24 protein-coding genes and 3 pseudogenes are annotated in these 25,708 nt (G+C 72.7%); 21 read left to right on the plus strand and 6 right to left on the minus strand.

Translation table 11 applies throughout. From position 1 onward, the window contains the following. Window positions 1–3: 3 nt before the first annotated feature. Together PUR56_RS11820 and gdhA are read right to left on the minus strand one after the other, a co-directional pair. A complete protein-coding gene (locus tag PUR56_RS11820; protein WP_329948849.1) occupies window positions 4–876 on the minus strand; it encodes an AraC family transcriptional regulator in 873 nt (290 codons plus the stop codon). A gap of 210 nt (window positions 877–1,086) precedes the next feature. Next, window positions 1,087–2,466, minus strand: coding sequence for an NADP-specific glutamate dehydrogenase (gdhA, locus tag PUR56_RS11825; protein ID WP_329948850.1), 1,380 nt, complete (start codon window positions 2,464–2,466; stop codon window positions 1,087–1,089). Between the two features lie 408 nt (window positions 2,467–2,874). On the opposite strand from gdhA, the pseudogene PUR56_RS11830 reads away from it, so the two are divergent. The 11 genes and pseudogenes from PUR56_RS11830 to PUR56_RS11880 all read left to right on the plus strand — a co-directional run. Beyond that, window positions 2,875–3,285: pseudogene (locus PUR56_RS11830) on the plus strand (hypothetical protein); the annotation flags it as partial. A 186-nt stretch (window positions 3,286–3,471) separates the two neighbouring features. Continuing rightward, window positions 3,472–3,939: a helix-turn-helix transcriptional regulator gene (locus PUR56_RS11835; protein WP_329948851.1), complete on the plus strand. Its 468-nt coding sequence runs from the start codon at window positions 3,472–3,474 to the stop codon at window positions 3,937–3,939. Between the two features lie 16 nt (window positions 3,940–3,955). After that, window positions 3,956–4,288: a hypothetical protein gene (locus PUR56_RS11840; protein WP_329880379.1), complete on the plus strand. Its 333-nt coding sequence runs from the start codon at window positions 3,956–3,958 to the stop codon at window positions 4,286–4,288. A 119-nt stretch (window positions 4,289–4,407) separates the two neighbouring features. Then, a complete protein-coding gene (locus PUR56_RS11845) occupies window positions 4,408–4,677 on the plus strand; it encodes a hypothetical protein (protein WP_329880381.1) in 270 nt (89 codons plus the stop codon). Beyond that, complete coding sequence (locus PUR56_RS11850; RefSeq protein WP_443034480.1) at window positions 4,658–5,176, plus strand: DUF6879 family protein; 519 nt, start codon at window positions 4,658–4,660, stop codon at window positions 5,174–5,176. The genes PUR56_RS11845 and PUR56_RS11850 overlap by 20 nt, the downstream gene beginning before the upstream one ends. 13 nt (window positions 5,177–5,189) lie before the next feature. After that, window positions 5,190–6,038: a helix-turn-helix domain-containing protein gene (locus PUR56_RS11855; RefSeq protein ID WP_329880383.1), complete on the plus strand. Its 849-nt coding sequence runs from the start codon at window positions 5,190–5,192 to the stop codon at window positions 6,036–6,038. Between the two features lie 246 nt (window positions 6,039–6,284). After that, on the plus strand, window positions 6,285–6,485 hold the full coding sequence (locus PUR56_RS11860) for a hypothetical protein (protein ID WP_329880385.1): 201 nt from the start codon (window positions 6,285–6,287) through the stop codon (window positions 6,483–6,485). Then, window positions 6,478–6,714 carry a hypothetical protein gene (locus PUR56_RS11865; protein ID WP_329880386.1) on the plus strand — a complete coding sequence of 79 codons (237 nt, stop codon included), beginning with the start codon at window positions 6,478–6,480 and terminating at the stop codon, window positions 6,712–6,714. Before PUR56_RS11860 ends, PUR56_RS11865 begins: the two co-directional genes overlap by 8 nt. A 515-nt stretch (window positions 6,715–7,229) precedes the next feature. Continuing rightward, complete coding sequence (locus PUR56_RS11870; protein WP_329948852.1) at window positions 7,230–7,790, plus strand: hypothetical protein; 561 nt, start codon at window positions 7,230–7,232, stop codon at window positions 7,788–7,790. A 59-nt stretch (window positions 7,791–7,849) separates the two neighbouring features. After that, entirely contained in the window at window positions 7,850–8,239 is a 390-nt protein-coding gene (locus PUR56_RS11875) for a hypothetical protein (protein WP_329948853.1), read from the plus strand. Between the two features lie 322 nt (window positions 8,240–8,561). Then, a pseudogene (locus tag PUR56_RS11880) lies at window positions 8,562–8,891 on the plus strand (GTP cyclohydrolase); the annotation flags it as partial. Between the two features lie 130 nt (window positions 8,892–9,021). Here the strand turns inward: PUR56_RS11880 and PUR56_RS11885 are convergent. Continuing rightward, the gene (locus PUR56_RS11885; RefSeq protein WP_329880388.1) at window positions 9,022–11,142 is read right to left on the minus strand and encodes a putative bifunctional diguanylate cyclase/phosphodiesterase; all 2,121 of its coding nucleotides are present in this window, start codon (window positions 11,140–11,142) and stop codon (window positions 9,022–9,024) included. Then, window positions 11,139–11,945, minus strand: a complete 807-nt coding sequence (locus PUR56_RS11890) for an SAM-dependent methyltransferase (protein ID WP_329880389.1) — start codon at window positions 11,943–11,945, stop codon at window positions 11,139–11,141. Before PUR56_RS11890 ends, PUR56_RS11885 begins: the two co-directional genes overlap by 4 nt. 218 nt (window positions 11,946–12,163) lie before the next feature. Here PUR56_RS11890 and PUR56_RS11895 point away from each other — a divergent pair, with 218 nt between their 5' ends. From PUR56_RS11895 to PUR56_RS11925, 7 genes are all read left to right on the plus strand, one after another. Continuing rightward, window positions 12,164–12,628, plus strand: a complete 465-nt coding sequence (locus tag PUR56_RS11895) for an SRPBCC family protein (protein WP_329948854.1) — start codon at window positions 12,164–12,166, stop codon at window positions 12,626–12,628. Window positions 12,629–12,984: 356 nt separating this feature from the next. Continuing rightward, the gene (gene egtA / locus PUR56_RS11900; protein ID WP_329948855.1) at window positions 12,985–14,274 is read left to right on the plus strand and encodes an ergothioneine biosynthesis glutamate--cysteine ligase EgtA; all 1,290 of its coding nucleotides are present in this window, start codon (window positions 12,985–12,987) and stop codon (window positions 14,272–14,274) included. Beyond that, window positions 14,271–15,770, plus strand: coding sequence for an ergothioneine biosynthesis protein EgtB (gene egtB, locus PUR56_RS11905; protein WP_329948856.1), 1,500 nt, complete (start codon window positions 14,271–14,273; stop codon window positions 15,768–15,770). Before egtA ends, egtB begins: the two co-directional genes overlap by 4 nt. Further along, entirely contained in the window at window positions 15,770–16,519 is a 750-nt protein-coding gene (egtC, locus tag PUR56_RS11910) for an ergothioneine biosynthesis protein EgtC (RefSeq protein ID WP_329948857.1), read from the plus strand. Before egtB ends, egtC begins: the two co-directional genes overlap by 1 nt. 90 nt (window positions 16,520–16,609) lie before the next feature. Further along, window positions 16,610–17,581, plus strand: a complete 972-nt coding sequence (gene egtD / locus PUR56_RS11915; RefSeq protein WP_329948858.1) for an L-histidine N(alpha)-methyltransferase — start codon at window positions 16,610–16,612, stop codon at window positions 17,579–17,581. A 146-nt stretch (window positions 17,582–17,727) separates the two neighbouring features. After that, window positions 17,728–19,164 (plus strand): sugar porter family MFS transporter, encoded by a 1,437-nt coding sequence (locus PUR56_RS11920; protein ID WP_380353366.1) that lies wholly within the window; start codon window positions 17,728–17,730, stop codon window positions 19,162–19,164. Between the two features lie 119 nt (window positions 19,165–19,283). Further along, window positions 19,284–20,636 (plus strand): nitric oxide synthase oxygenase, encoded by a 1,353-nt coding sequence (locus PUR56_RS11925; RefSeq protein ID WP_329948860.1) that lies wholly within the window; start codon window positions 19,284–19,286, stop codon window positions 20,634–20,636. A 122-nt stretch (window positions 20,637–20,758) separates the two neighbouring features. Here PUR56_RS11925 and PUR56_RS11930 read toward each other — a convergent pair. After that, window positions 20,759–21,382 (minus strand): annotated as a pseudogene (locus PUR56_RS11930) (TetR/AcrR family transcriptional regulator); the annotation flags it as partial. 123 nt (window positions 21,383–21,505) lie between these two features. Between PUR56_RS11930 and PUR56_RS11935 the strand changes: the two are divergent. The 3 genes from PUR56_RS11935 (at window position 21,506) to fabG (ending at window position 24,882) form a co-directional block, all read left to right on the plus strand. Then, complete coding sequence (locus tag PUR56_RS11935; protein WP_329880403.1) at window positions 21,506–22,669, plus strand: acyl-CoA dehydrogenase family protein; 1,164 nt, start codon at window positions 21,506–21,508, stop codon at window positions 22,667–22,669. 108 nt (window positions 22,670–22,777) lie between these two features. After that, window positions 22,778–23,965 (plus strand): thiolase family protein, encoded by a 1,188-nt coding sequence (locus PUR56_RS11940; RefSeq protein WP_329880405.1) that lies wholly within the window; start codon window positions 22,778–22,780, stop codon window positions 23,963–23,965. Between the two features lie 158 nt (window positions 23,966–24,123). Next, window positions 24,124–24,882 (plus strand): 3-oxoacyl-ACP reductase FabG, encoded by a 759-nt coding sequence (gene fabG / locus PUR56_RS11945; RefSeq protein ID WP_329948861.1) that lies wholly within the window; start codon window positions 24,124–24,126, stop codon window positions 24,880–24,882. Window positions 24,883–24,996: 114 nt separating this feature from the next. Here the strand turns inward: fabG and PUR56_RS11950 are convergent, their stop codons facing one another. Further along, window positions 24,997–25,623 (minus strand): hypothetical protein, encoded by a 627-nt coding sequence (locus PUR56_RS11950; protein WP_329948862.1) that lies wholly within the window; start codon window positions 25,621–25,623, stop codon window positions 24,997–24,999. Window positions 25,624–25,708 lie beyond the last annotated feature (85 nt).

Here is a 25,708-nt window from a genome sequence, read left to right on the forward strand (position 1 = left end):
CCGTCACCGCCCCGCGCGGGCCACCGGGACCCAGATCTCCGCCTCGGCCTGCCCCGCCTCCGCGGGGAAGCGGGTGCGGAGGATGTCCGGGCCGGGCCGCGACTCGTACGGGTTGGACGGGAACCACTGGGTGTAGACGTCCCGCCACATCTCCTGCAACGCCTGCGGGAACGTCCCGGTGTTGGAGAAGACGGCCCAGGTGCCGGCCGGGACCTCGCGCACGTCCAGGTCCTCCGGCACCTCGACCTCCGCGCCGGCCACCACCGCGTGGTAGTAGTCGAGTTCGACGCCCTCCTCCCGGCTGTCCGAGAAGAACTCGGTGACCGAGACGACGCCGTCCGGCTCCTGGTCCGAGAGGGCCGCGATCCGGTCGACGGTCTCCCGGCCGAGCCCCCTGATGAACGAGGCGATGGCCGGGTTGACCCCCACGTGGACCAGCGGGACCCGGGCCCGTCTGCCGACCACCCGGAACGCCGGCTTCTCCACGATGCGGTACCGCATGCTGCTGCTCCCTTCGATGACGAGCCGGAAGGACATCCGGGGCTGCGAGACGAGCACCGCACCGCCGCGCCGCGCCTCCCCCGGGCCGACCCCGTGCATCGCACGGAACGCCCGGGCGAACGCCTCGCCGGAGGTGTAGCCGTACCGGACCGCGACATCGAGCAACGTCCGCTCGCCGGAGAGCACTTCGGCCCCGGCCAGGGTGAGCCGCCGGCGCCGGAGGTACTCCGACAGCGGCATCCCGGCCAGCGCCGAGAACAGCCGCCGGAAGTGGTACTCCGACGTCGTCGCGATCCGCGCCAGCTCCGCCACCTCGACCGTCCCGTCGAGGTGTTCCTCGATGTACTCCATGGCCTGGTTCAGCCGTTCCAGCATCCGCGCCCCGTCCTTTCCCTTACTGCGTTCCACCGTAGGCAGCGCCCGCGGGCCGCACCCGACATCCTGTGCCCGCTCCGGTCGGGTCGGCCGCCGCGTCACCGCGGCCCGGGGACGGCGACACGGCGGCACGGCGACACGGCGACGAACACCTCCCCGACCGGCCGCGGGGACCGGTCGGGGAGGTGCGGGTACGGCTACGGCGACGCGTCAGATCAGGCCCTGCGCCAGCATCGCGTCCGCCACCAGCTCGAAGCCGGCGATGTTGGCGCCCAGCACGTAGTCGCCGGGTCGGCCGTACCTCTCGGCCGTGGTGTGGCAGGAGTCGTGGATGTGCCGCATGATCCCGGCCAGCTGCTCCTCCGTCCGCGCGAAGGACCAGGAGTCGCGCGAGGCGTTCTGCTGCATCTCCAGCGCGCTGGTGGCGACCCCGCCCGCGTTGGCCGCCTTGCCCGGGCCGAAGGCCACCCCGGCGTCCTGGAACACCCGGACCGCCTCGGGCGTGGTCGGCATGTTGGCCCCCTCGGCGACCGCCCGCACCCCGTTGCGGACCAGCGCCAGCGCGTCCGCACCGGTCAGCTCGTTCTGCGTCGCGCACGGCAGTGCCACGTCCACCGGCACGCTCCACACACCGGTGCCCTCGGCGTACCGGACGTGGCTGCCGCGCAGCTCCGCGTACTCGGTGAGCCGGCCGCGGCGGACCTCCTTGACCTCCTTGAGCAGCGCGAGGTCGATGCCCTTCTCGTCCACCACGTAACCGGCGGAGTCCGAGACCGTGACCACCGTGGCCCCGAGCTGCTGGGCCTTCTCGACCGCGTACACGGCGACGTTCCCGGAGCCGGAGACCGCCACCCGCAGGCCGTCCAGGTCCTCGCCCCGGGCCCGCAGCATCTCGGCGGTGAACAGCACGCACCCGTAGCCGGTCGCCTCCGTGCGCGCCTGCGAACCGCCCCAGCCGATGCCCTTGCCGGTCAGCACGCCCGACTCGTAGCGGTTGGTGATCCGCTTGTACTGCCCGAACAGGTAGCCGATCTCCCGGCCGCCGACGCCGATGTCCCCGGCCGGGACGTCGGTGTGCTCGCCCAGGTGCCGGTACAGCTCGGTCATGAAGGACTGACAGAACCGCATGATCTCCGCGTCGGACCGCCCCTTGGGGTCGAAGTCCGAACCGCCCTTGCCGCCGCCGATGCCCAGCCCGGTGAGCGCGTTCTTGAAGATCTGCTCGAAGCCGAGGAACTTGACGATCCCGAGGTTGACCGACGGGTGGAACCGCAGCCCGCCCTTGTACGGCCCGAGCGCGCTGTTGAACTCCACCCGGAACCCGCGGTTGACGTGGATCCGCCCCTGGTCGTCCGTCCACGGCACCCGGAACATCAGCTGCCGCTCCGGCTCCACGATCCGCTCGACGATCCGGGCGTCGACCAGCTCGGGCCTCCGCTCCAGCACCGGTCCGAGGGTCTCGACCACCTCCCGCACCGCCTGGTGGAACTCCGGCTCTCCCGGGTTCCGCCGCAGCACCTCGGCGTAGAGCGACTCGATGACAGGGTTCCCGGCGTCATGCGACGCCACGGACACAGGGGTAGCCGGCATCTCTCAGGACCTTCCGTGGTCGACAGACAGGGCGCTCCCGCTCCGGGGAAGCGCCGGCGGTCCCCCTCGCCATTGAGGGCGTCACGGTGCGACATGCACCGGTGCGGCAAGCTCGGACCGCTCACACGGGGGTCAGTCTCCCACCGTCGGCCGCATTTGTCCGCCGCCTTCCGCATTCCGGGCAACCCGGTCGACCGGTCGCAGACGCACCGGAACCACACGAAGCACCGACCCGTCCGCCCCCACCGCCGTGACCGGGCCTTCGACCGGCGCCCGGGATTCTCCCGAAAGGAATTCACCCGGGCCCGGGCCGGGAGCACCGTCACCGCCCGCCGAAGATATCCCGAAGCGGTTCTCCTCGGGCACGAACGAAATCTCGTCACATTCCGCACGCACGCACGGCGGGAAATGGCCGCGCACAAACGATTCCGTCCGAGACCGGAGTGGAACTCACGACCCGCGGGAACCCGTCCGCCGCAGACCGGTGCCGCCACCGTGCGGTCCCGCGTCCGGATCCCGCTGACGTTCCCGGACGGGTACCGGGCCGACGCGGAGGTGTCCACCTTCCACGGGCCGGCGGACGGCGCGGAGCACCTCGCCCTGGCCCTCGGCGAGGTGCCGGCGGGCGGCACACCGCTCGTGCGGCTGCACTCGGAGTGCCTCACCGGGGACGTGTTCGGCTCGGACCTCTGCGACTGCGGCCCGCAGTTGCGCGAGTCGGTGGAGCGGATCACGACGGCCGGCGGGTACCTGCTCTACCTGCGGCAGGAGGGCCGGGGCATCGGGCTGTACAACAAGCTCGACGCGTACGCCCTGCGGAGCGCGTAATCAGCCTGGCACCTCTCCAGGTGCGGGTGCGCGCCGCTGACTGGAGAGTGATCGCATGGCGCGCGAGGCCAAGAGCCTTCCCACGGTGAACCTGCTGCTGCGGAAATCGCAGGTGGTCCGCGGGGTGGCCAAGCACGACATCCTGTCTCTCAAGGCGCAGGAGACGAAGGGCCGGGAATGGGCCCGCCGCAACCGTCTCGCGGTCGGCCGGATCTTCCGGGAGAACCTGTCCGCGTACAAGCCCGGCGTCGCCCGGCCCACCCGATCACCCTCAACGCCCGCCGCAAGGCCCTGGACCTGACGGTCGCCGAGGTCGCCGACCGCGTCGGCGTCCACCTCGCCACCGTCGACGCCTGGGAGGCCGAGGACAAGACCCCTACCCCCGCGCACTACCTCACGTGGTGCAACGCCCTCGGGCTGACCTACCGCGACGTGGTCAACCACGAAGCATGGGAGGCCAACCCGGACACCGAGTTCCTGTTCCTCTCCACCCTGCTGCGCCTGCGTCGCGCGGGGGACCAGTACTTCATGAGCGGTGAGGCGCGCTTCTTTCTTCTCCGGGGCGTCATAGCAGCTCAGCACCGATGCGCATGGGCATGGACCAACCCTCATGTGCACAGCGTCACGCCCATCCACCCACAGTAGCGAAAGGAGTCTTCCCGTGAACGAGATCATCACCGACCTGCGCGCCGGATTCGCCGCCCTGGAGATCGAGTTAGACCCCCAAGAGGACGCCGCGCTCCGCCTCGCCGAACACCACCTACGCGACGCCGCGCACTGCGACGACCAGGTCCGCGCGAACGGTCGCCCGATCGCCGGAGGCACCCGCCACGGCGTCATGGTCGCCCACCCCCTGATCGCCGAGGCCCGCCAGCTCCGCGCCGAAGCGGGCCGCCTGATCGCCCGCGTCCGCCTCCCCGCCGAAGAGCCCCCGGCGGGCCGCTCCAACGCCGCCCGCAGCCTCGCCGCCCACCGCTGGGGCAACCGCATCTGACCGCCCGAGTGTTCGATGATCCGGCCAACACCTTGAGGACTGGGACATTCGCCTGACGGGAGCACGCCGGGCCGGCACCCTTGGAACTACGTAGAACCTGATCGACATCGGAGGCAGTCATGGCTCTAGAGTTCCTGGGGATCCACCCGAACACTCCGGACGACGGCTCCCCGACCATCTGGCGGGAGACGGAGACCGGGGATCTGCTCATCCAGTCGTACAAGGCCAGCGAGGACGACATCAGGGCCGCGCAGGAGGTCGGCTCGGTCCCCGGTCACACCACGGACATCCCGGACCACGAGTTCATGATCCGGCTGCCCGCCAACATGATCCAGTTCATCCCCCGGCCCGAGGACGAGGACAACAGCGGTGGCAACAGCGGTTCGTGAGCAGTTGGCGAAGGCCCAGCGCTCTGCGGTTCATCTGGAGATGCGGGACAGCTACATGCTCGACGACCCGGAGTTCATCGCCTGGCAGGACGGCAAGCGTCTTGACCCCGCCGACCGCGCATCCTGGTGGCGGTCCTGGCTGGACGTCGTTGCTGAGGCGACCGGCCGAGGAGTCGTGATGCGGCGGCTGCGCGTGGTCTCCGAGCCGGTCACCGACTACATCCGATACGAGTACGACGTGACGTTCCCGAATGTCGCGGCGGGCGAGGATGTGCGGTGGCTGCCACGCTCCCGCGCTGGCGACCTTCTGCTGCCCGGCCTGGACGGCTGGGTGATGGACGACGAGGTGGTGATCCTGCACCACTTCACGGGCAACGGACAGTGGGCCGAGGGCAAGATGGAGGTCCGGACCGATCCGGAGCTGGCTAAGCGGTACCTGACGGCCTACGAAGCAGCTTGGGAACGGGCGACTCCCCATGCGGAGTACCGTCCCGCCTGATCGGTAGCTGTTCATGGCTGTCTCCGCATCTTCAAGCGTCCAGCGCGCCCGCCAGAATCTCGCTGACAGGCTCGGCGAGATTCAGCGGGACGCTGGGCTAACAGGGCGAGAGTTGGCGTCGGCGTGCGGGTGGTACCCGTCCAAGGTCTCCCGACTGCTGAACGCCCACACGCCGCCATCAGAGGATGACATCCGGGAGTGGTGCCGGGCCTGTGGCGCGGATGAGCGTGCAGCGGACTTGGTGGCGTCTCTGCGGGCCGTTGAAGGCATGTTCATCGAGTGGCGGCGCTTGGAGCGCGCGGGTCTCAAGGCCGCACAGGAAGCCCGGCTGCCCCTGTACGAGCGCACCCATCGGTTCCGGTCCTACTCATCGTGGCTGGTGCCCGGACTGATTCAAACTCCGGGATACACAACGGCGGTGCTCCAGGCGATCCGGCAGCGCCGAGGGCTGGTCGACGATGTACAGGCAGCTGTTGCGGCCCGTATGGAGCGCCAGCAGGTGCTGTACGCGGGTGATCGCCGATTCGCTTTCCTGGTTGAGGAGTCGGTTCTGCGCTGCGGCATCGGCGGCAGTGGCGTGATGCGCGACCAGTTGCACCACCTGACCACGGTCGGCTCACTTCCCAACGCCAGTCTGGGAGTTGTGCCAATGCGGCCGGACCGGATGCGCTGGCCGGCCGAGGGTTTCTGGATCTTCGACAACGCCCAGGTCAATGTTGAACTGGTCTCCGGGTATCTCACGATCACCCAACCCAGTGAGATCAAGCTGTACGCCGAGACCTTCGGCGAACTGGCCGAGCTGGCGGTCTATGGTGCCGCCGCCCGGGAGTTGATCACATCAGCCGCTGCGCTACTTGGGTGATCCCCGTCAGTTCGCGTGGAATCCCGTAGAACTTCGTGGCCGTGATCTGGCTGCACTTCCTACCGTTCTGACTACGAATCAGGGCTGGAGACGGGAGCCACGGCGAATGTCGCAGACGACGGATCTACAGGAACCGACGGAAGCCGACCGCGTCACCGCGGATTCCGTCCCGGATAGGGTCGCCATCCTGCGGGAGTGGCCGCCCTGCACCTGCGGCAGGGACGTGTGTCCGGACAGGGGCGCGGCGTGAGCCTTCGTGAGGTCGCGGCCCGTCCGCACGACGTACCGCCGGACGCCGACGAGTGTCCGGGGTGCGCGTTCTTCGACCGGGCCGAGGCGCAGTACCCGCAGGCCGAGCACCCGACGATCGGGCGAATGCTCGCGCGCAACCGGGCCCGGCACGTCGAGGACGGGGAGTGCGTGGCGTCGGGGGTGGCCGGTGAGTGACCAGGACGAGGTTCAGGCGGCCCTGGACAGCACCGCCGAGGAGTTGGGGCCGGTGGATCCGTTCGCCTGGCTGAAGGCCCACCGGTGGCCTGCGGGAAAGGCGTCCGGGCCCCGGCCGGTCCTCACGCCGGAGGAGTTCGGCGAGGCGCCCCTATCGGAGGGGGACAGGGTTCGCCGCGCCCGGTTGCTGGCGCGGGTGCGCGAGGCCAACCACCCCCGGCTGCGCTGATGGACCCCTACGCGGCTCCGGTGTTCGGCATCGGCGGCCTGTGGGCGGGCCGGCGGCGGGCGTGGGGCGGCCTGCCGCCGCCGGTTCCCTGGTGGGTGCAGCACCGGCCCTTGTGGGCCACCCAGATTCCTGCTCCGGCCGTCATCCCTGGCAGGCGGCCGGCCGGAGCGGGTTCCGCAACACCGAAGGACCCCGGCACCTGCCGGTGACCGGAAACCCCGCAGTGTGAGGAGTCATCAGTATGGGCCACGACCCGGAGAAGCAGCCCGAGAGGCCACCCGGCCCCACGCCGCCGGACGCCGCCGACACCGCCCCCGCCGAGTAGGAGGAACCTGCCATGCGCATCGAGATCATCGTGTCCAAGCACAAGGGCAACGAGAAGCCGCCGCCGAAGCACGCGGGCAAGCCCGCCGAGGAGAAGCCCGCCACGCCGTCGAAGTAGCGGCTGCCAGCAAACGGCAGGCCCCTCGCCAGCACGCGCGAGGGGCCTGCCCCCACTGCAAGGGAGAGCACCGATGGCCGACCGTCTGGTCATCTCGTACGAGTCGCGCCACTTCGCCGACGCGGACTGGTCGAGGAACGCGGACCGCTGGCGGGCCAGTTTCTACGAGAACGGATCCAAGATCTTCGGCACCGCCGACATCACCCGCGTCATCCCCGGTGTCACGCCGAACCCCCGCGAAGCGCTGGCGCTGGACCCGGGCCTTCTCGACCGCATTCCGCGGGTTGCCTTCACCGAGGACGGCGGGCTCGCCCCGGCACTCGCCGAATTGCGGCCGTCGCTGCTGCTCCTGTTGGAGTCGGTCGAGGTCTCGGCCGAGTGGCGCGGGAAGGGCGTCGGGATGCGCCTGGCGGTCGAGGCCCTCCGCCGCCTGGCCGTTCCAGGAACGCTTGCAATCTGTTACCCGGCCCCGATCCACGAACACGGGCCGGACGAGCCGTGCAGCTTCGACTCGGACGACCCCGAGGTCCGCCGACCCGACGAGGAGGCCATGGACAAGCTCCGCCGGGCCTGGGAACGCCACGGCTTCTCACCACTTACCGACGGGGTCTACGCCCGGCCGCTCGAACCCTGAGACCGAATCCCGCCTCGCTGCTCGCGCGTGGCGGGACCTTCTATGCCCGAACGGAACCCGTGCCACCCAAGATCCCCGAACCCACCGGCAAGGCCCGCACCAACCTGATCACCGCCTACGCCACCGGAACCCCGGGGCGCACACTCGCGAAGAACCACAGGGTCTCCGAGGCCATCATGACCAAGTGGCTCCGGACCTGGGGGGCCACCAAGGGCCCCGCCACCAACGACCCCCGGGTGGACCGCGAGGAGGCTGTCCGGCTCTACAACGACGGTACGTCCGCCCAGGCGCTGGCCCAGCTCTACGGCGTCACCCCGGACCGGGTCAAGCGCCGCCTACGAGCCTGGGACGTCCCCCTGCGCACCGGGAAGCAGGCCGCCCAGCACACCGCGCGCACCCGCCGGGAAACCCAGGCACGAGCCCTCGACGCCTACCGCCTGTTCCCGTGACACGCACCTGTTGCTGAAGTAGCAGCTGCGGCGCACCCCGAATCCCGGATGTCCCACGAGGCCGCCCCGAACCCCAAAGTGGATCACTGCCTAAGATCACCGCATGATGCCGACACCGCAGCGTGGCCTGATCGGGCTCGAAGTCCGAATAGTCGGGGAGGGCCCAGAGAACCGGGTGGTCTACGTGCCGACTGAAGAGCTAGCTGAAGCCGAGTTGACCATGGCCCGACTGCGCTCCTACTCGAACGAAGCCCGGCGTGAAGCTTTGAGCAAGGCTCGGGCCACGGCCGATGAGACGGGTACATAGGCGGCTACCTCAACCCATTTACGCAGGTCGGGCACAAGGTGGAGAGGTGTACCGTTACTCCAGGATGCCGGCCTGGACACGTACGACGCCAACACCGCGCTCGGTCTGCCCGAGGACGGCCGCGACTACACCGCGGCCGCCCAGATGCTCGGCGCGCTGGGCGTCACCGGGATCGACCTGCTGAGCAACAACCCGGACAAGGCCGCCCAGCTGACCCGCCTGGGCGTCACGGTCCACGACCGGGTGCCCACCGGCGTCCACCTGTCCCCCTCCAACGTCCGCTACCTGCGGGCCAAGGTGGAGCGGACGGGACACTCGATCGAGCTCTCCCGCCTGGTGGGCTGAGGACCACGACGGGGCCGGGCAGCCGGGCGGGGTCGGGCCGCGCACAGTCGGCCGGCCGGGCAGGGCCGGGCAAGGCCGGGCAGGACGGGACGTCCGCAGCTCGACGCCCGGAGCTGCGCCGGACGCCGCCTCAGGCTGGCGGGACCGGGCGGCCCTGCGGCTCCTCGACGATGCGGCGGGCGATCTCGGCGGGGCGGACCGGGCGGCCGAAGTGCCAGCCCTGCGCCCAGTCGCAGCCGATCCGGCGCAGCCGCTCGGCGTCCCGCCGGGTCTCCACGCCCTCGGCGGTGACGGTCAGCCCGAGGGCGTGCGCCATCGAGACCAGACCGCTGACGATCCGCCAGCCGGTCGACTCGTCCTTGGCCGGGTCGTGCAGGTCCCCGACGAAGGAGCCGGCGATCTTCAGGCCGGAGACGGGCAGGTCGCGCAGGTAGGCGAGGTTCGACCAGCCGGTGCCGAAGTCGTCGACGGCGAGCGAGACGCCGAGGCCGACCAGCCCGTGCAGGGTGCGCAGCGCCTCGTCCTCCGGGCCGACCACGGTGGACTCGGTGATCTCCAGCTGGAGCCGGGCCGGGTCGAGGCCGGTGGTGTCGAGGATCCGGCCGAGGTCGGTGACCAGGGCCGCGCTGCGGGCCTGGCGGACCGCCAGGTTGACGTTGAGCTGCGGGGCGGCGTCGCCGAACCGCTTGATCCATTCGGCCGCCTGGCCGCAGGCCTGCTCCAGCACCCAGCGGCCGAGCGGCATGATCAGCCCGGTCTCCTCGGCGGTGGTGACGAACTCGTCCGGGCCGAGCACGCCGAGCTGCGGGTGGCGCCAGCGGACCAGTGCCTCGACGGCGGCCAGCCGGCCGTCGGCCAGCGCGTACAGCGGCTGGTAGTCGATGAAGAACTCGCCCCGGTCGAGGGCCGCGGGCATCCGCACCGAGACCGCGTACCGGGAGACGGCGCGGGCGTTCTCCTTGGGGTCGAAGAGGGTCCAGCGGCCCCGGCCGGCCTCCTTGGCGCGGTAGAGGGTCAGGTCGGCGGCGCGGACGGCGGCGCCGGGGGTGGTGGTGGAGACCCTCCGCTCCAGCACGCCGACGCTGGCGCCGACGGCGAGCTTGTGGTCGCCGATCAGCACCGGCCCGGCGAGCGCCTTGAGCACGGTCTTGGCGGCGGCCACCGCTTCCTGCTCGCCGCGGCTGTTCTCCAGCAGGACGACGAACTCGTCCCCGCCGAGCCGGGCGACCAGGTGGCCGAGCGGGCTGAGGGCGGCCTTCAGCCGGGCCGCGACGGCGGCGAGCAACTGGTCGCCGGTGTCGTGGCCGAGGCTGTCGTTGACCACCTTGAAGCCGTCGAGGTCGACGTAGCAGAGGCCGAACCGGGCGCCCGGGTCCGGGTCCTCGAAGAGCTTCTCCAGCCGTTCGAAGAAGGCGGCGCGGTTGGGCAGGCCGGTCAGCGGGTCGTGGGTGGCCTGGTGGCGCAGCCGCTCCTGGAGCCGGTAGCGGTCGGTGACGTCCTCCAGCATCGCCACCTGGTACTGCGGGACGCCGTCGTCGTCCCGGATCAGCGAGACGGTCAGGTGGGTCCAGACCACCTCGCCGTCCTGCCGGTAGTACGGCTTGTCGAACTGGAAGTACTCGCGCTTGCCGCTGATCAGGTCCTCGTACGCCTCCCAGACGCCCGGGGCGTCCTCGGGGTGGACGAGGTCGCCGACGCGGCGGCCGGTCATGTCCTCCGGGCCGGCGCCGAACAGCTCCTGGAGCGCCTTGTTGACGGCCAGGATGTTGCCGTCGGTGTCGCCGATGCCGATGCCGATCGCGGCGCTCTCGAACAGCGCCCGGAACCGGGCCTCGGAGGCCCGCAGGGCCCGTTCGGCCTCCTTGCGGGCCACGTCGGCGGCGGTGCGGATGGCCTCCTGCTCGCGCAGCGTGCGCTCGCGCAGGGCGGCGGCCCAGCCGGCCGCGAACGCACCGCTGAGGGCGGGTCCGCGGCCGTCGGGGGTCGGCTGCTGCTGGAGCAGTTCCACCGCCCGGGCCAGCACCACCGGGTCGATGAAGTGCGCCTCGACCAGGTGGGCCCCGGCCTCGGCGGCCAGCTGGGGCTCGAACGGCTCCTCCAGCTGGGCGCGGTGGAGCAGCGCGGCGGTCCGGGAGACGAGCCGGCCGACCAGGCCGGGATGGACCGCCGTGCCGTGGTCACCGGAGAGCAGGCGCGCCCAGTCCGCGTGGAACCGTTCGGCGCTGCTGCTCGGCTCCGGTGCTCCGATCACGGGCGGAACCCCACGCCTGCCACTCCGGTCATCCGCTCGGGGTTGCGGCCGACGGCCTCCGGCTGCTCGGGGCGCCACTGCGGCAGGTAGACCACGCCCGGCTCGACCAGGTCGAAGCCGGTGAACATGGTGGTGATCTGTTCGTGGGTGCGCATGGTGAGCGGAGTGGGCGTCATCTTGTACAGCCGCTGGTGGTCCTCGGCCTGGTCGGGCCGGCCCTCCAGGGAGGCGTGCGAGAGGACGAGGGCGCTGCCCGGCGGGAGGGCGTCGCGGATCACCTCGATCAGCTTCCAGGGGTTGTCCTGGTCCTCGACGAAGTGCATGACCGCGACCAGCAGGACGGCCACCGGTTCCCCCGCCGCCAGCAGGTCGGTCACCTCGGGGCGGGACATCAGGTCGTCGATGTCGCGGACGTCGGCCTGGACGGCCGAGCAGCCCTCGTCGCCCTCCAGGAGCAGGCGGCTGTGCGCGACGGCGACCGGGTCGCGGTCCACGTACACCACCTGGGCCTCGGGGCGGATCGCGCGGGCGATCTCGTGGACCGCGCCGAAGGTGGGGATGCCGGAGCCGATGTCCAGGAAGCGGGTGATGCCGCGTTCGGCGGTGAACTGCACGGCGCGGCGCAGGAAGGCGCGGTTGGAGCGCATGATCTGCGGCAGCTCGGGCCAGAGGGCGATCGCCTTGCGGGCCATCTCCCGGTCGACCTCGAAGTTGTGCGAGCCTCCGAGGTAGTAGTCGTAGACCCGCGCGGCGTTCGGTTTGTCCAGGTCCGTGCCTTCCGGTACCCAGTTCGGTCGCCGCATCCTCGGAACTCCTTCGCTTCGTCTTCCGGTGGACCGGCCGCCTGGAGGGGCGGCTGTGACTGATGAGACTACAAGCACAAAAGATCCTCCTCCGCACGCCGAATGCGTGCAAGCGGAGTGCCGTGGTCCTCCCGGTCGAGTTCGCGCCGGACCCGCCGGACCCGGCGAACCTGCCGAACCCGGACCGGGCCGGGACCCGCCCGGACTAGAGTGCGCCCGTGGATCTCAACCACTACCGGTTCCGCGGGACGTGGCGCCTGGCCGCACCGCCGGGCGCCGTGTACGCGGCCCTGGAGGACGTACCGGGCTACCCCCGCTGGTGGCCCGACATCCGTGACGTCCGGCAGACCGGCCCGGACAGCGGGGAGGTGCTGGTCCGCGCCCTGCTCCCGTACCGGCTGGTGATCCGGCTCACGACGACCCGACGGGACCACGGGGCCGGCGTGCTGGAGGCCGCCATGGACGCCGACCTGATCGGCTGGTCGCGCTGGACGGTCACGGCGGACGGCGCCGGCGGCTCCGAGGTCCTCTTCGAGGAGGACGCCCGCCCGGCCAGTGCCCTGCTGCGCCGCCTCGCCGTCCCCGCCCACCTGCTGTTCCGGGCCAACCACGCCGTGATGATGCACCGCGGCCGGCGCGGCCTGGCCGCCCACCTCGGGGCCGGTCCGGCGGACGGGGCCTGACGGCGAGGCACGGCGGCCGAGGTCGGCGGACGGCCACGCACGGCGGCCGCACGGCGGCGGAACGACTGCGGAACGGCTGCTTCGGGGAGCCGCCGAAGGCCCGGCACCGGGCCTGATTCACCCTGTCGTACCCCTTCTGACCTGCGGTGAATCCTCTGCAGCAGATGTTTGTGGGGCGACTCCGCATGGTCCGTAGCAGACTGGGCAGAGTAGACCGGGCCGCAATCGTGATCCCGAGGATGGTGAGTCCGGTGATACCCGTTCGACCGACCAGCCCGCCCGACCGGCAGAGCGGCGGGCCGTCCGCCGCCGGACCCCCCGGAGGCGCACTCCGCCCCGGTGGGAGCCCCACCACGGTGACCCCGCTCACCGAGTCCGAGGCGCGCGGCCACATGGCCGGCGTCTGCTTCAAGATCGGGCCGCCCCGCCTGGTCGGCGTCGAGCTGGAGTGGTTCGTCCACGACGACCGATGTCCGACCCACCCCGTCCTTCCGGAACGACTGCACGCCGCACTGAACGCACTGCCGCTCGGCGGCCCCGACGGGACCTCGCTCCCCTCCGGTTCCCGTCTCACCCTCGAACCCGGCGGCCAGGTAGAGCTCAGCTCCCCGCCCGCCGACAGCCTCACCGGCTGCGTCGCCGACACCCGGCGCGACCTCGCCGCCCTGCGGGCCGCCTTCGCGGCACAGGGCCTGCGGCTCACCGGTACCGGCACCGACCCCCTGGCCCGACCCCGCCAGATGGTGCTGGACCACCCGCGCTACGTGGCGATGGAACGGTTCTTCAATTCGGCCGGTCCCTGGGGCCGCATCATGATGACCGGCACCGCCTCCCTCCAGGTCTGCCTGGACTCCGGCGCGGAGAGCGGCCCGCACTCGCTCGACCGACGATGGCGCCTCGCCCACCGGCTCGGCCCCGTCCTGGTCGCCGCCTTCGCCAACTCTCCGCTGCTGGACGGCCGGCCCACCGGCCACCGGTCCACCCGCCAGACCGTCTGGTCCCGGATGGACCCCAGCCGCACGCTCGCCCCGTCACCGGACCACGGCGACCCGCGCGAGGCCTGGACCCGCTACGTGCTGGACGCCGAGGTCCTCTGCGTCCGCCGTCACGACGGCCTCCCGTGGACCGCGCCGGCCGGGCTGACCTTCCGCGACTGGCTGCGCGGCCGCGGCGAGCGCCCGCCCACCCTGGCCGACCTCGACTACCACCGCACCACGCTCTTCCCGCCGGTCCGCCCGCACGGCTACCTGGAGCTGCGGATGATCGACGCCCAGCCCGGCGACGGCTGGATCGTCCCCGCCGCCCTGGCCACCGCCCTGCTGGACGACCCGGTGGCCGCCGACGCCGCGCTCGCCGCGCTGGAGCCGCTGGAGTGCCCGGACGGACCGCGCCCGCCGCGCAGCGACGTCTGGCGCCGGGCCGCCACCCTGGCCGTGGCCGACCCCGAGCTGCGCCGCGCCACCCTGACCTGCTTCGCCGCCGCCGACGCCGCGCTGGGCCGGATGCCCGGGGCCGAACGGCTGCGCGCCGTCGTCGCCGAGTTCGCCGAGCGCTACCCCGCGCGCGGCCGCTGCCCGGCCGACGACCAGCTGGACGCCCTGCGCTCCGGCAGCCTACGCACTCCCCCGGAGGAGGCCGCACCATGACCGACGACGCCCGCACCGCCGCTGACGCGCACGCGGCACGGACCGTGCGCGACGCCCGCCCGGCCGGCACGCCCGCACCGGGACAGCCGACCGCTCCCTCCCCGACCCCCCTGTCGCCGGGCGCGCTGCCGACGAACGCGCTGCTGTTGGACGCTCTGCCGTTGGACTCGCTGCCGGTGGACTCGCTGCCGTTGGAGACCCTGCGCGAGACGATCGCCTCCGAGTTGCTGGCCGCCCGCGCCCGCACCGCCGCACTGACCGACTGCGTCGGGGAGCACGACCTCACCGCCCAGCACTCCCCTCTGATGTCCCCGCTGGTCTGGGACCTCGCGCACATCGGGAACCAGGAGGAGCTCTGGCTGCTGCGCAACATCGGCGGCCGCGACCCGATGCACCCCGAGATCGACCCGCTCTACGACGCGTTCGAGCACCCGCGGGCCGAGCGGCCCAGGCTGCCGCTGCTCCCGCCCGGGGAGGCCCGCGCGTACGCGCACGACGTCCGCGGCCGGGTGCTCGACCTGCTCGCCGCCAGCCCGCTGGAGGGCGCACCCCTGCTGGACGCCGGTTTCGCCTTCGGCATGATCGCCCAGCACGAACAGCAGCACGACGAGACGATGCTGATCACCCATCAGCTCCGCCGGGGCGAGCCCGCCCTGGCCGCTCCCCCGCCGCCGCCCGCCCCGGCGGACGCGGCCGGGCTGCCCGCCGACGTGCTGGTCCCGGCCGGGCCGTTCACCATGGGCACCGACACCGAACCGTGGGCACTGGACAACGAACGCCCCGCCCACCGGGTCGACCTGCCCGCCTTCCGGCTGGACACCACGCCGGTCACCAACGGCGCCTACCTGCGGTTCCTGGCCGACGGCGGCTACGACGAACCGCGCTGGTGGACGCCCGAGGGCTGGGAGCACCGGCAGCAGGCCGGACTCACCGCCCCGCTGTTCTGGCGCCGGGACGGCGACCAGTGGCTGCGCCGGCGCTTCGGCGTGCTGGAGGCCGTACCGCACGACGAGCCGGTGCTGCACGTCAGCTGGTACGAGGCGGACGCCTACGCACGGTGGGCCGGGCGGCGGCTGCCGACCGAGGCCGAGTGGGAGAAGGCCGCACGGCACGACCCGGCCACCGGCCGCTCGCGCCGCCACCCCTGGGGCGACGCGTCACCGGCCCCGCAGCACGCCAACCTCGGCCAGCGGCACCTGCGCCCGGCCCCGGCCGGCAGCTACCCCGCCGGGCAGTCCCCGTACGGGGTGCGGCAGCTGATGGGCGACGTCTGGGAGTGGACGTCCAGCGACTTCCGGCCGTACCCGGGCTTCCGCGCCTGGCCGTACCGGGAGTACTCGGAGGTCTTCTTCGGGCCGGAGCACAAGGTGCTGCGCGGCGGCTGCTTCGCCGTGGCTCCGGTCGCCTGCCGGGGCACCTTCCGCAACTGGGACTACCCGATCCGGCGCCAGATCTTCGCCGGGTTCCGCACCGCCGCCGACGTGGATTCCGGCTGATGTGCCGTCACCTCGCCTACCTGGGAGAACCGGTGGCGCCCCGGGAGCTGCTGGTGGCACCGCCGTTCGGGCTCTACCGGCAGTCCTGGGCACCCCGCGTCCAGCAGTACGGCACGGTCAACGCGGACGGCTTCGGCCTCGGCTGGTACGCGGAGGGCGACGACGTCCCGGCCCGCTACCGGCGGGCCGGGCCGGTCTGGGCGGACGCCTCCTTCGCCGATCTCGCCCGGGTCCTGCGCACCCGGGCGCTGCTGGCGGCCGTCCGCTCGGCCACCGAGGGCTGCGCGGCGGGCGAGGAGGCCGCCGCGCCGTTCGCCGCCGGACCCTGGCTGTTCAGCCACAACGGCGCGGTGGCCGGCTGGCCGGAGCGGCTGGGCGCGGTGGCATCGCTGCTGCCGCCCGCCGAACTGCTGGGGCTGGTGGCGCGGACCGACTCGGCACTGCTCTGGGCACTGACCCTGCACCGGTTGCGCGGGGGCGCGGGCCTGGGCGAGGCGCTGGCGGGCACCGTCGCGGACGTGACCGCCCACACGGACGGGCGGCTCAACCTGCTGCTCACCGACGGGCGGGCCGTCGCCGCGACGGCCTGGGGCGACACCCTGCACCACCGAACGGTGCCCGGCCTCGGCGTGCTGGTGGCCTCCGAGCCCTCCGACGACCACCCGGACTGGACGGCCGTCCCGGACCGGTCGCTGCTGCTGGCCGGCCCGGCCGGGGTCACCGTCACCCCTCTCGCCCGGGCCTCCTGAATCCTTCCCTCCCGAAGCCTTCTCTCCTGAAGCCTTCTCTCCTGAAGATCTCCTCCTTTCTTCACTTCCTGAACAGAGGATCCATCTGCCATGAGCACCTTCGATCTCACCCGACTGCTGCCCGCCGACCACTTCAGCACCGCCCTGCGGTACGACGTGCAGCACGGCCTGACCTCCGAGCCCAAGTCGCTGCCGCCCAAGTGGTTCTACGACGCCCGGGGCAGCGAGCTGTTCGAGGAGATCACCCGGCTGCCCGAGTACTACCCGACCCGTGCCGAGCGGGCCATCCTGACCGCCCGGGCCGGCGAGATCGCCGCCGTCACCCGGGCCCGCACCCTGGTCGAGCTGGGTTCGGGCTCCTCCGAGAAGACCCGGCTGCTGCTGGACGCACTGCGCGACCTGGGCACGCTGGACGCGTACGTGCCGGTGGACGTCAGCGAGAGCGCGCTGGGCGCGGCCGGCGCGGCGCTCGCCACCGAGTACCCGGGGCTGGCGGTGCACGGCGTGCTGGCCGACTTCACCGCCCGGCTCGGCCTGCCGCCGGACGGCGGACCCCGCCTGGTCGCGTTCCTCGGCGGCACCCTCGGCAACCTGCTGCCCGCGGAGCGCGCCGCCTTCCTGCGCGGGCTGCGCGCCGCCCTCGACCCGGGTGACTTCCTGCTGCTCGGCACCGACCTGGTCAAGGACCCGGCGGTCCTGGTCGCCGCCTACGACGACGCGGCCGGGGTGACGGCGGAGTTCAACCGGAACGTGCTGAACGTGCTCAACCGGGAGCTGGCCGCCGACTTCGACCCGGAGGCCTTCGAGCACGTGGCGCTCTGGGACCCGGAGCGGGAGTGGATCGAGATGCGGCTGCGGTCACTGCGGGACCAGACCGTGAAGATCCCGGAGCTGGACCTGCCGGTCCACTTCGACGAGGGCGAGGAGCTGCGCACCGAGGTGTCGGCCAAGTTCCGCCGGGAGCGGGTGGCCGAGGAGCTGGCGGCGGCGGGCATGCGGCTCACCGAGTGGTGGACCGACGACGAGGGCCGGTTCGGGCTCTCGCTGGCCCGGCCCGCCTGATCGGTGGAGCCCTGCCGGTCCCTCCGATTTGATCGTTCACCTTACTAATCCAGGCCGGGGGCTACGGGCATCCCACGTACAACACTTGAACATTGAGGGGTTACGATCTCGGCTACCAAGCTCAGCGTTGAGTACCAGGAGTCAAGATCGTGAGCGTCACCCAGCAGCCCGCGGGGCCCTCGGCGGCCGAGACCGGGCCGTCGTCCGGCCGGCTCGGCTTCGTCGTCTTCATCACCGCCGCCGCGGCCCTCGGCGGCTTCCTGTTCGGCTACGACAGCTCCGTGATCAACGGGGCCGTCTCCGGGATCCAGGAGAAGTTCGGCGTCGGTGACGGCGTGACCGGGCTGATCGTCTCCTCCGCGCTGCTGGGCTCGGCGGTCGGCGCCGCGCTGGCCGGGCGGTTCGCCGACCGGTACGGCCGGATCACCGTGATGAAGGCGGGGGCGCTGCTCTTCGCGGTCAGCGCCGTCGGCTCGATGCTGCCGTTCTCCGCCTGGGACCTCGCCTTCTGGCGGGTCCTGGGCGGAGCGGCCATCGGCATCGCCTCGGTGATCGCCCCGACCTACATCGCCGAGGTCGCGCCGACGAAGTACCGCGGCCGGCTGGCCTCGTTCCAGCAGGCGGCGATCGTCCTCGGCATCGCCGTCTCCCAGCTGGTCAACTGGGTGCTGGCGGACGCGGCCGGCGGTGAGACCCGCGGCCACCTGCTCGGCCTGGAGGCCTGGCAGTGGATGCTCGGGATCTGCGTCGTGCCCGCCGCGGTCTACTTCGTACTCGCCTCCACCATCCCCGAGTCCCCGCGCTTCCTGATCTCGGCCGGCCGCCTGGACGAGGCCCGCACCGTGCTCGCCGAGGTCGAGGGCAAGGACTCCGACACCGACGCCCGGATCGCCGAGATCCGGGGACTGATCGACACGGACCACCGTCCGCGCTTCCGCGACCTGCTCGGCGGACGGTTCGGTCTGCTGCCGATCGTCTGGGTCGGCATCGGGCTCTCGGTCTTCCAGCAGCTCGTCGGCATCAACGTGATCTTCTACTACTCGTCGATCCTCTGGCAGTCGGTGGGCATCGACCAGACCAACTCGCTGCTGATCAGCTTCATCGGATCGGTCATCAACATCCTCGGCACCGCCGTCGCGATCCTTCTGGTCGACCGGATCGGCCGCAAGCCGCTCGCGCTGATCGGCTCGGCCGGCATGGCCGTCGCACTGGGCGCCTGCGCCTGGGCGTTCTCCTCCGCCACCGGCACCGGCGACGACGTCACGCTGCCCGACCTCCAGGGCACCGTCGCGCTGATCGCCGCCAACGCCTTCGTGCTGTTCTTCGCGCTCTCCTGGGGCGTGGTGGTCTGGGTCATGCTCGGCGAGATGTTCCCCAACCGGATCCGCGCCGCCGCGCTCTCGGTGGCCGCCTCGGCGCAGTGGCTCGCCAACTGGGCCGTCACCGTCTCGTTCCCGGCGCTCTCGCGCTGGAACCTCTCCGCGACGTACCTCGCCTACGCGGTCTTCGCGGCGCTGTCGATCGTCTTCGTGGCGAAGTTCATGAAGGAGACCAAGGGCGTGCGACTGGAGGACATGGGCTGAGCCCCCGCCGAACCTCCCCGGCCCCCGCACCCTAGCGCCAAGAGCCCGGGTGCGGGGGCCGAATCGTTCACTCTCTGCGGCGCACCGGACACCTCCGGTATCCCTGGACGGCAGGAGGGATGTCCTTGATCTTCGACCGGCTTCGCACCCGCAGCGCCCGCAGACCCACCGCCGCGAACGGCGGGACCTGCCCGTACTCGCACGCCCACGTCCACGGCCACCTGGTGCCCGAGGAGGCGGCGGCTCCCGGCGGGGCGCCCCCGTCGGCCGACGCCGAGGGCCCGGAAGGGCCTGAAGGCCCCGACGCCGCCTGGTCCGCGGACCAGGCGGACCAGGCCGACCCCGCGGACCCGGCCGACCCCGCGAGCCCGGCGGACCCCGCGGACCACTTCACCGACCCCCGGCAGGCCGCCGACTTCGTCCGGCAGTTCCACCGCGAGCAGCCCGCCGCCGGGGACCCGGAGCCGCGCGTCCGCGCCGTCCTCGACGAGATCGACCGGACCGGCACCTACGAGCACACGCCCGCCGAGCTGGCCCACGGCGCCCGGCTCGCCTGGCGCAACGCCGCCCGCTGCATCGGCCGGCTGTACTGGCGCAGCCTCGTGGTCCGCGACCTGCGGCACCTGAGCTCCGCCGACGACATCGCCGCCGAGTCCTTCGAGCACCTGCGCACCGCCACCAACGGCGGGCGGATCCGCCCGGTGGTCTCGGTGTTCGCCCCCGACCGGCCCGGCCGTCCGGCGGCCCGCATCCTCAACCAGCAGCTCGTCCGGTACGCCGGCCACCCGACGGCGGACGGCGGGTGGACGGGCGACCCGGCCGGGGCCCGGCTCGCCGCCCGGGCCCGGGACCTCGGGTGGAAGTGCGGCGAGGAACGGTTCGAGGTGCTGCCGCTGCTGGTGCAGGAGCGGCCCGGCGAGCGGCCCGAGTGGTACGAACTGCCGGACGACACCACGCTCGAGGTCGACCTCGTCCACCCCGACCACGCGTGGTTCGCCGAGCTGGGCCTGCGCTGGTACGCCGTCCCGGCGATCAGTGACATGACGCTGGAGATCGGTGGTGTCCGCTACCCCACCGCCCCGTTCAACGGCTGGTACATGGGCACCGAGATCGGCGCCCGCAACCTGGCCGACGCCGACCGCTACGACATGCTCGCCACTGTCGCCGGGCGGCTCGGGCTGGACACCTCCCACGACCGCACCCTGTGGCGGGACCGCGCGCTGGTGGAGCTCAACGTGGCGGTGCTGCACTCGTTCCAGGAGGCCGGGGTGACCATCGCCGACCACCACACCGAGTCGGAGCGGTTCCTCCGGCACGTCGCGCAGGAGCGGCGGCTCGGCCGGCCCACCCCGGCCGACTGGAGCTGGATCGTGCCACCGGTCTCGGGCGGGCTGACCCCCGTCTACCACCGGTACTACGACCCGGTGGACTCCTCGTTGCGGCCCGCGTTCGTGACCCGCGCGGCCTGGTGAGCACGGTCGGGTGCGGCGGAACCACCCGGACCGTCGGAACCGTCGGAACCGGCCCGGCCGTCGGAGGCGTCCGGGCGACCGGCCGCACCCGGTCCGCCCGTAGCGCCCGCGGCGGCCGGACCGCGCTCGTAGCGCAGGGCGAGCCCGTCGAGCAGCGCCTCCAGGCCGGTCTCGAAGGCGCCCTCGTCGATCGCCGTCCGGTGCTCGGCCAGCCGGTGGGCCTCGCCGAGGTGCGGGTAGTCGGCGGCGTCGTACAGCCCGGCGTCCTCGGGGAACCCGGCCGCGAACGAGGCCAGCGCCGAGCCGGTGACGAAGTACCGCATCAGCGCGCCGATCCGGGTCGCCTGCCCGCGCGGCCAGCCCGCCTCGACCAGGCACCCGAAGACGGCGTCGGCCAGTCGCAGCGCGTTCGGCCGGCGCCCGGGGCCCTGGGCGAGCACGGGGACGATGTGGGGGTGGGCGGCCAGCGCGGCGCGGTAGGAGCGGGCCCAGTCGCGCAGCGCCTCCGGCCAGGGCGCACCCGCGCCGAACATCGACAGGTCGACCTCGCCGATGACCCCGTCCACCACCGCGTCCAGCAACTCGTCCTTGGTGGCGAAGTGGTTGTAGAGGGACGGCCCGCTCACGGACAGCTCGGTGGCCAGGCGGCGGGTCGAGAGGGCGGCCAGCCCCTCCTCGTCGACCAGCCGCAGAGCGGCGGCGACGATGCGCTCGCGGCTGAGCAGCGGGGTTCGGGGGCGGGCCATCGGCGCGGTTCCTCCGGTCGGGTGGGTGTGGGGACCGATTCTGGCAGGTGCCCCTTCCCAGCGCGCCCGGTCGGGGCTACAGTCCCCTCGTAAAACTTGCAGCGCTAGTTTATCGGGGTCGCCATGAACCTGGAGCTCACCGAGGAGCAGGCCGCCGTCCGCGACCTCGCGGCCTCCTTCACCGACCGCGAGATCGCGCCGCACGCCGCCGCGTGGGACCGCGCCGAGTCCGTCGACCGCGCGATCATCGCCAGACTCGGCGCGCTCGGCTTCCTCGGCCTGACCCTCCCGGAGGAGTACGGGGGCAGCGGCGGCGACCACCTCGCCTACTGCCTGGTCCTGGAGGAACTGGGCCGCGGCGACTCCGCCGTACGCGGCATCGTCTCGGTCTCGCTCGGCCTGGTCGGCAAGTCGATCAACTCCTTCGGAACCGAGGAACAGAAGCGGCACTGGCTGCCCCGGCTCACCGCCGGCGAGGCGCTCGGCTGCTTCGCCCTCACCGAACCCGGCACCGGCTCGGACGCCGCCAACCTCACCACCCGTGCCGTCCGCGACGGCGACGACTGGCTGATCAGCGGCGCCAAGATGTTCATCACCAACGGAACCTGGGCCGACGTCGCCCTCGTCTTCGCCCGCACCGGCGGCGACGACCCCGACCGGCGGGGACACCGGGGCATCACCGCCTTCCTCGTCCCCACCGACCTGCCCGGCTTCACCCGCACCGAGATCCACGGCAAGCTCGGCCTGCGCGGCCAGACCACCGCGGAACTGGCCTTCGACGCCGTCCGGGTGCCCGACAGCGCCCGGCTCGGCGAGACCGGCAAGGGCTTCACCGTCGCCATGGCCGCGCTCGCCAAGGGACGCATGTCGGTCGCCGCCGGCTGCGTCGGCATCGCCCGGGCCTGCCTGGACGCCGCCGTCCGGTACGCGGGCGAACGCGAGCAGTTCGGTGCGCCGATCGCCTCCCACCAGCTGGTGCAGCAGCTGCTCGCCGGCATCGCCGTGGACGTCGAGGCCGCCAGGCTGCTCACCTGGAAGGTCGCCGACCACATCGACCGCGGCCTGCCGTTCGCCACCGAGTCCTCCGTCGCCAAGCTCTTCGCCAGTGAGGCCGCCGTCCGGGCCGCCAACAACGCGCTCCAGGTCTTCGGGGGCTACGGGTTCATCGACGAGTACCCCGTCGGCAAGTACCTGCGCGACGCCCGGGTGATGACCCTCTACGAGGGCACCAGTCAGATCCACCAACTGCTCATCGGCCGCGCGCTCACCGGCGTCAACGCCTTCTGACCGCCCCTCCGGCCCGATCCCTCCGACCCGATCCCTCCGACCACACCTCCCGGCCTGACGACCACTCCGGCCGGCTGCCCCCTCCCTCCCGACAAGGAGCCCGACGTCGTGCGTCCTGTCTACTTCGCCGCCGCCCGCCGCACACCCATCGGCCGGCTGCGCGGAGCGCTCGCCACGGTCCGCCCCGACGACCTCTCGGCGACCGTGCTGCGCGCCCTGCTCGCCGATCTGCCCGCCCTCGACCCGGCCCGGATCGACGACGTCTACTGGGGCGCCGCCAACCAGGCCGGCGAGGACAACCGGAACGCCGCCCGGATGGCCGTGCTGCTCGCCGGCCTGCCGGACAGCGTCCCCGGCGCCACCGTCAACCGGCTCTGCGCCTCCGGCCTGGAGGCGGTCACCATGGCCGCCCGGGCGATCGGCTCCGGCGAGGCGGACGTCGTGCTGGCCGGCGGCTGCGAGTCGATGACCCGGGCACCGTTCGTCCTCCCCCGCCCCGACGAGGCGCTGCCGCACCGGATCGAGACCTACGACACCCGGCTCGGCTGGCGGCTCACCAACCCGCGGATGCCCGAACTGCACGGTGTGCTGTCGATGGGCGAGACCGCCGAGGAGGTCGCCACCCGCTACGGCATCAGCCGTGAGCGCCAGGACGCCTTCGCGCTCCGCAGCCACCGACGGGCCGCCGCCGCCCGTAAGGACGGGCACTTCGACGCCGAGCTGATCCCGGTCGAGCGGCCGGACGGGGTGATCGTCGATGCGGACGAGTCGATCCGCGAGGACACCGGTCCGGAGAAGCTCGCCCGGCTCAAGCCCGCCTTCCGCCCCGAGGGCACGGTGACGGCGGGCAACGCCTCGCCGATGAACGACGGCGCGGCCGGGCTCGTCCTGGTCAGCGAGGAGGCGCTGCACGAGTTCGGCCTCCGGCCGCTCGGCCGGTACGTGGCCGGCGCCTCGGCCGGCGTGCACCCGGACGTCATGGGCATCGGCCCGGTGCCCGCCACCCGCAAGGCACTCGCCCGGGCCGGCTGGTCGCTCGGCGAGATCGAGGAGGCCGAGCTGAACGAGGCCTTCGCGGCCCAGGTCCTGGCCTCGGTCGACCAGTTGGGCCTCGACCCGGAGCTGGTCAACCCGACCGGCGGCGCCATCGCGCTCGGCCATCCGCTCGGCGGCTCCGGCGCCCGCATCCTCACCACCCTGCTGCACCGGATGCGCCGCACCGGCGGGCGCCGCGGGCTCGCGGCCATGTGCGTGGGCGTCGGCCAGGGGACGGCGGTCCTCGTCGAGTCGGCCTGACGGCCTGCCGCGCGGACTCGGACGACCCTGCGCCTGGCGCCTGACGACGGGCGAATGACGCCTGACAACTGACGACTGACGACAGACGACGGGAAGCTGTCGGCACCCCGTCCGCCGGCTTCCCGACCCCCTCCCGAAGAGCTACCGAAGGAACCGTTGTGACTCGTTTTGCAGGCAAGGTCGCCGTCGTCACCGGCGCGGCGCAGGGCATCGGAGCGGCCACCGCCCGGCTGCTGGCCACGGAGGGCGCGGCGGTCGCCGTGGTCGACCTCGACGCCGGGCGGGCGGCCGGCACGGTCAAGGAGATCACCGCCAAGGGCGGCACCGCCCGGGCGTACGGCTGCGACGTGGCCGACTACGACGCCGTCGAGGCGGTCTTCGCGCAGGTGGCGCAGGATCTCGGCGGCCTGCACATCCTGGTGAACAACGCCGGGATCACCCGGGACAACCTCTTCTTCAAGATGCCCAGGGCCGACTGGGACGCGGTGCTGACGGTCAACCTCACCAGCGCCTACAACTGCAGCCACGTCGCCCAGAAGTACATGGTGGCGCAGAAGTACGGCAAGATCGTCTCGCTCAGTTCGCGCTCCGCCCTCGGCAACCGCGGCCAGGCCAACTACGCCGCCGCCAAGGCCGGGATCCAGGGCCTGACCGCGACCCTGGCGATCGAGCTGGGCCCGTTCAACATCAACGTCAACGCCGTCGCCCCCGGCTACATCGCGACCCCGATGACCGCCGCCACCGCCGAGCGGGTCGGCGCCACGGCGGAGGACCACCGGACGGAGGTGGCCGCCCGGACGCCGCTCCGGCGGGTCGGGCAGCCCGAGGAGGTCGCCTCGGTGGTCGCGTTCCTGGCGAGCGAGGACGCCTCCTACGTCAGCGGGCAGACCCTGTACGTCAACGGCGGAGCGCGCTGACGGGCGCGCCCGGGCTCCGGCCCTGCGGCGGACGGCCGTCCCGGGTGGGCGCCCCCCTCACCCGGGACGGCCACGGCGTTCCCGGCCGCCGCCCCCTGCGGCGTGACCGGGCGCTCAGGCGTGACCCGGCGCCCAGGCGTGACCGGCGACGGCCTCTGCCAGCGGGGAGAAGAGCAGGGCCCAGTTGCCGGGCAGGTCCCTCAGCGCGGACGTGAGGACGCCGCGCACGACCGCCCACTCGTCGGGCCGGCCGCCCGCGCCGTCCTCCAGGACGGCCCGCAGACATGCGTCCAGCGCCTCGGCGACGTCGTCCTCGTCGAACCCCAGCCGTGCGCAGGCCCGCTGAACCTCCGGCGACAGGGTGGACGCGTCGTCCCACTCGCCCGTCGCGCCCAGCAGACAGAGCAGGTGACTCCCCGGGTCGGGCAGGCCGGCGCGCAGACCCGCCGTGGTGAACTCCCGGTCCGTGTCCTCCGGCACCAGCGCCGACGTCTCGACCGCGTGGGCGACGAGCTCCGCCCAGAAGGCCTCGTCGTGCCGGCCGTCGGTCTGCCGCATGTGCTCGGCCGCGAAGGCCGCCATCGTGCCCGGGTCGTCGACCAGCGGCGAGACGACCAGGTCGCTCCGGTGGTCGAAGCCGAAGTAGTAGCGGTGGCCGTCCAGCGTGAGCGACTCGACGCCGGCCACGTGGCCGACCCGGTCGGGCAGCGGGTCCACGTGCTCGGCACGTTCCTGTTCCATGAGCAGGACCGTAGCGGTGGCCTCGGACAACACCGGCGGACGGTCCCGCCCCGGTGGCCTGCCGGCGTTCCGCGACGCCCGGACG

Source organism: Streptomyces sp. BE303, assembly GCF_036290945.1.
Classification (GTDB): Bacteria; Actinomycetota; Actinomycetes; order Streptomycetales; family Streptomycetaceae; genus Kitasatospora.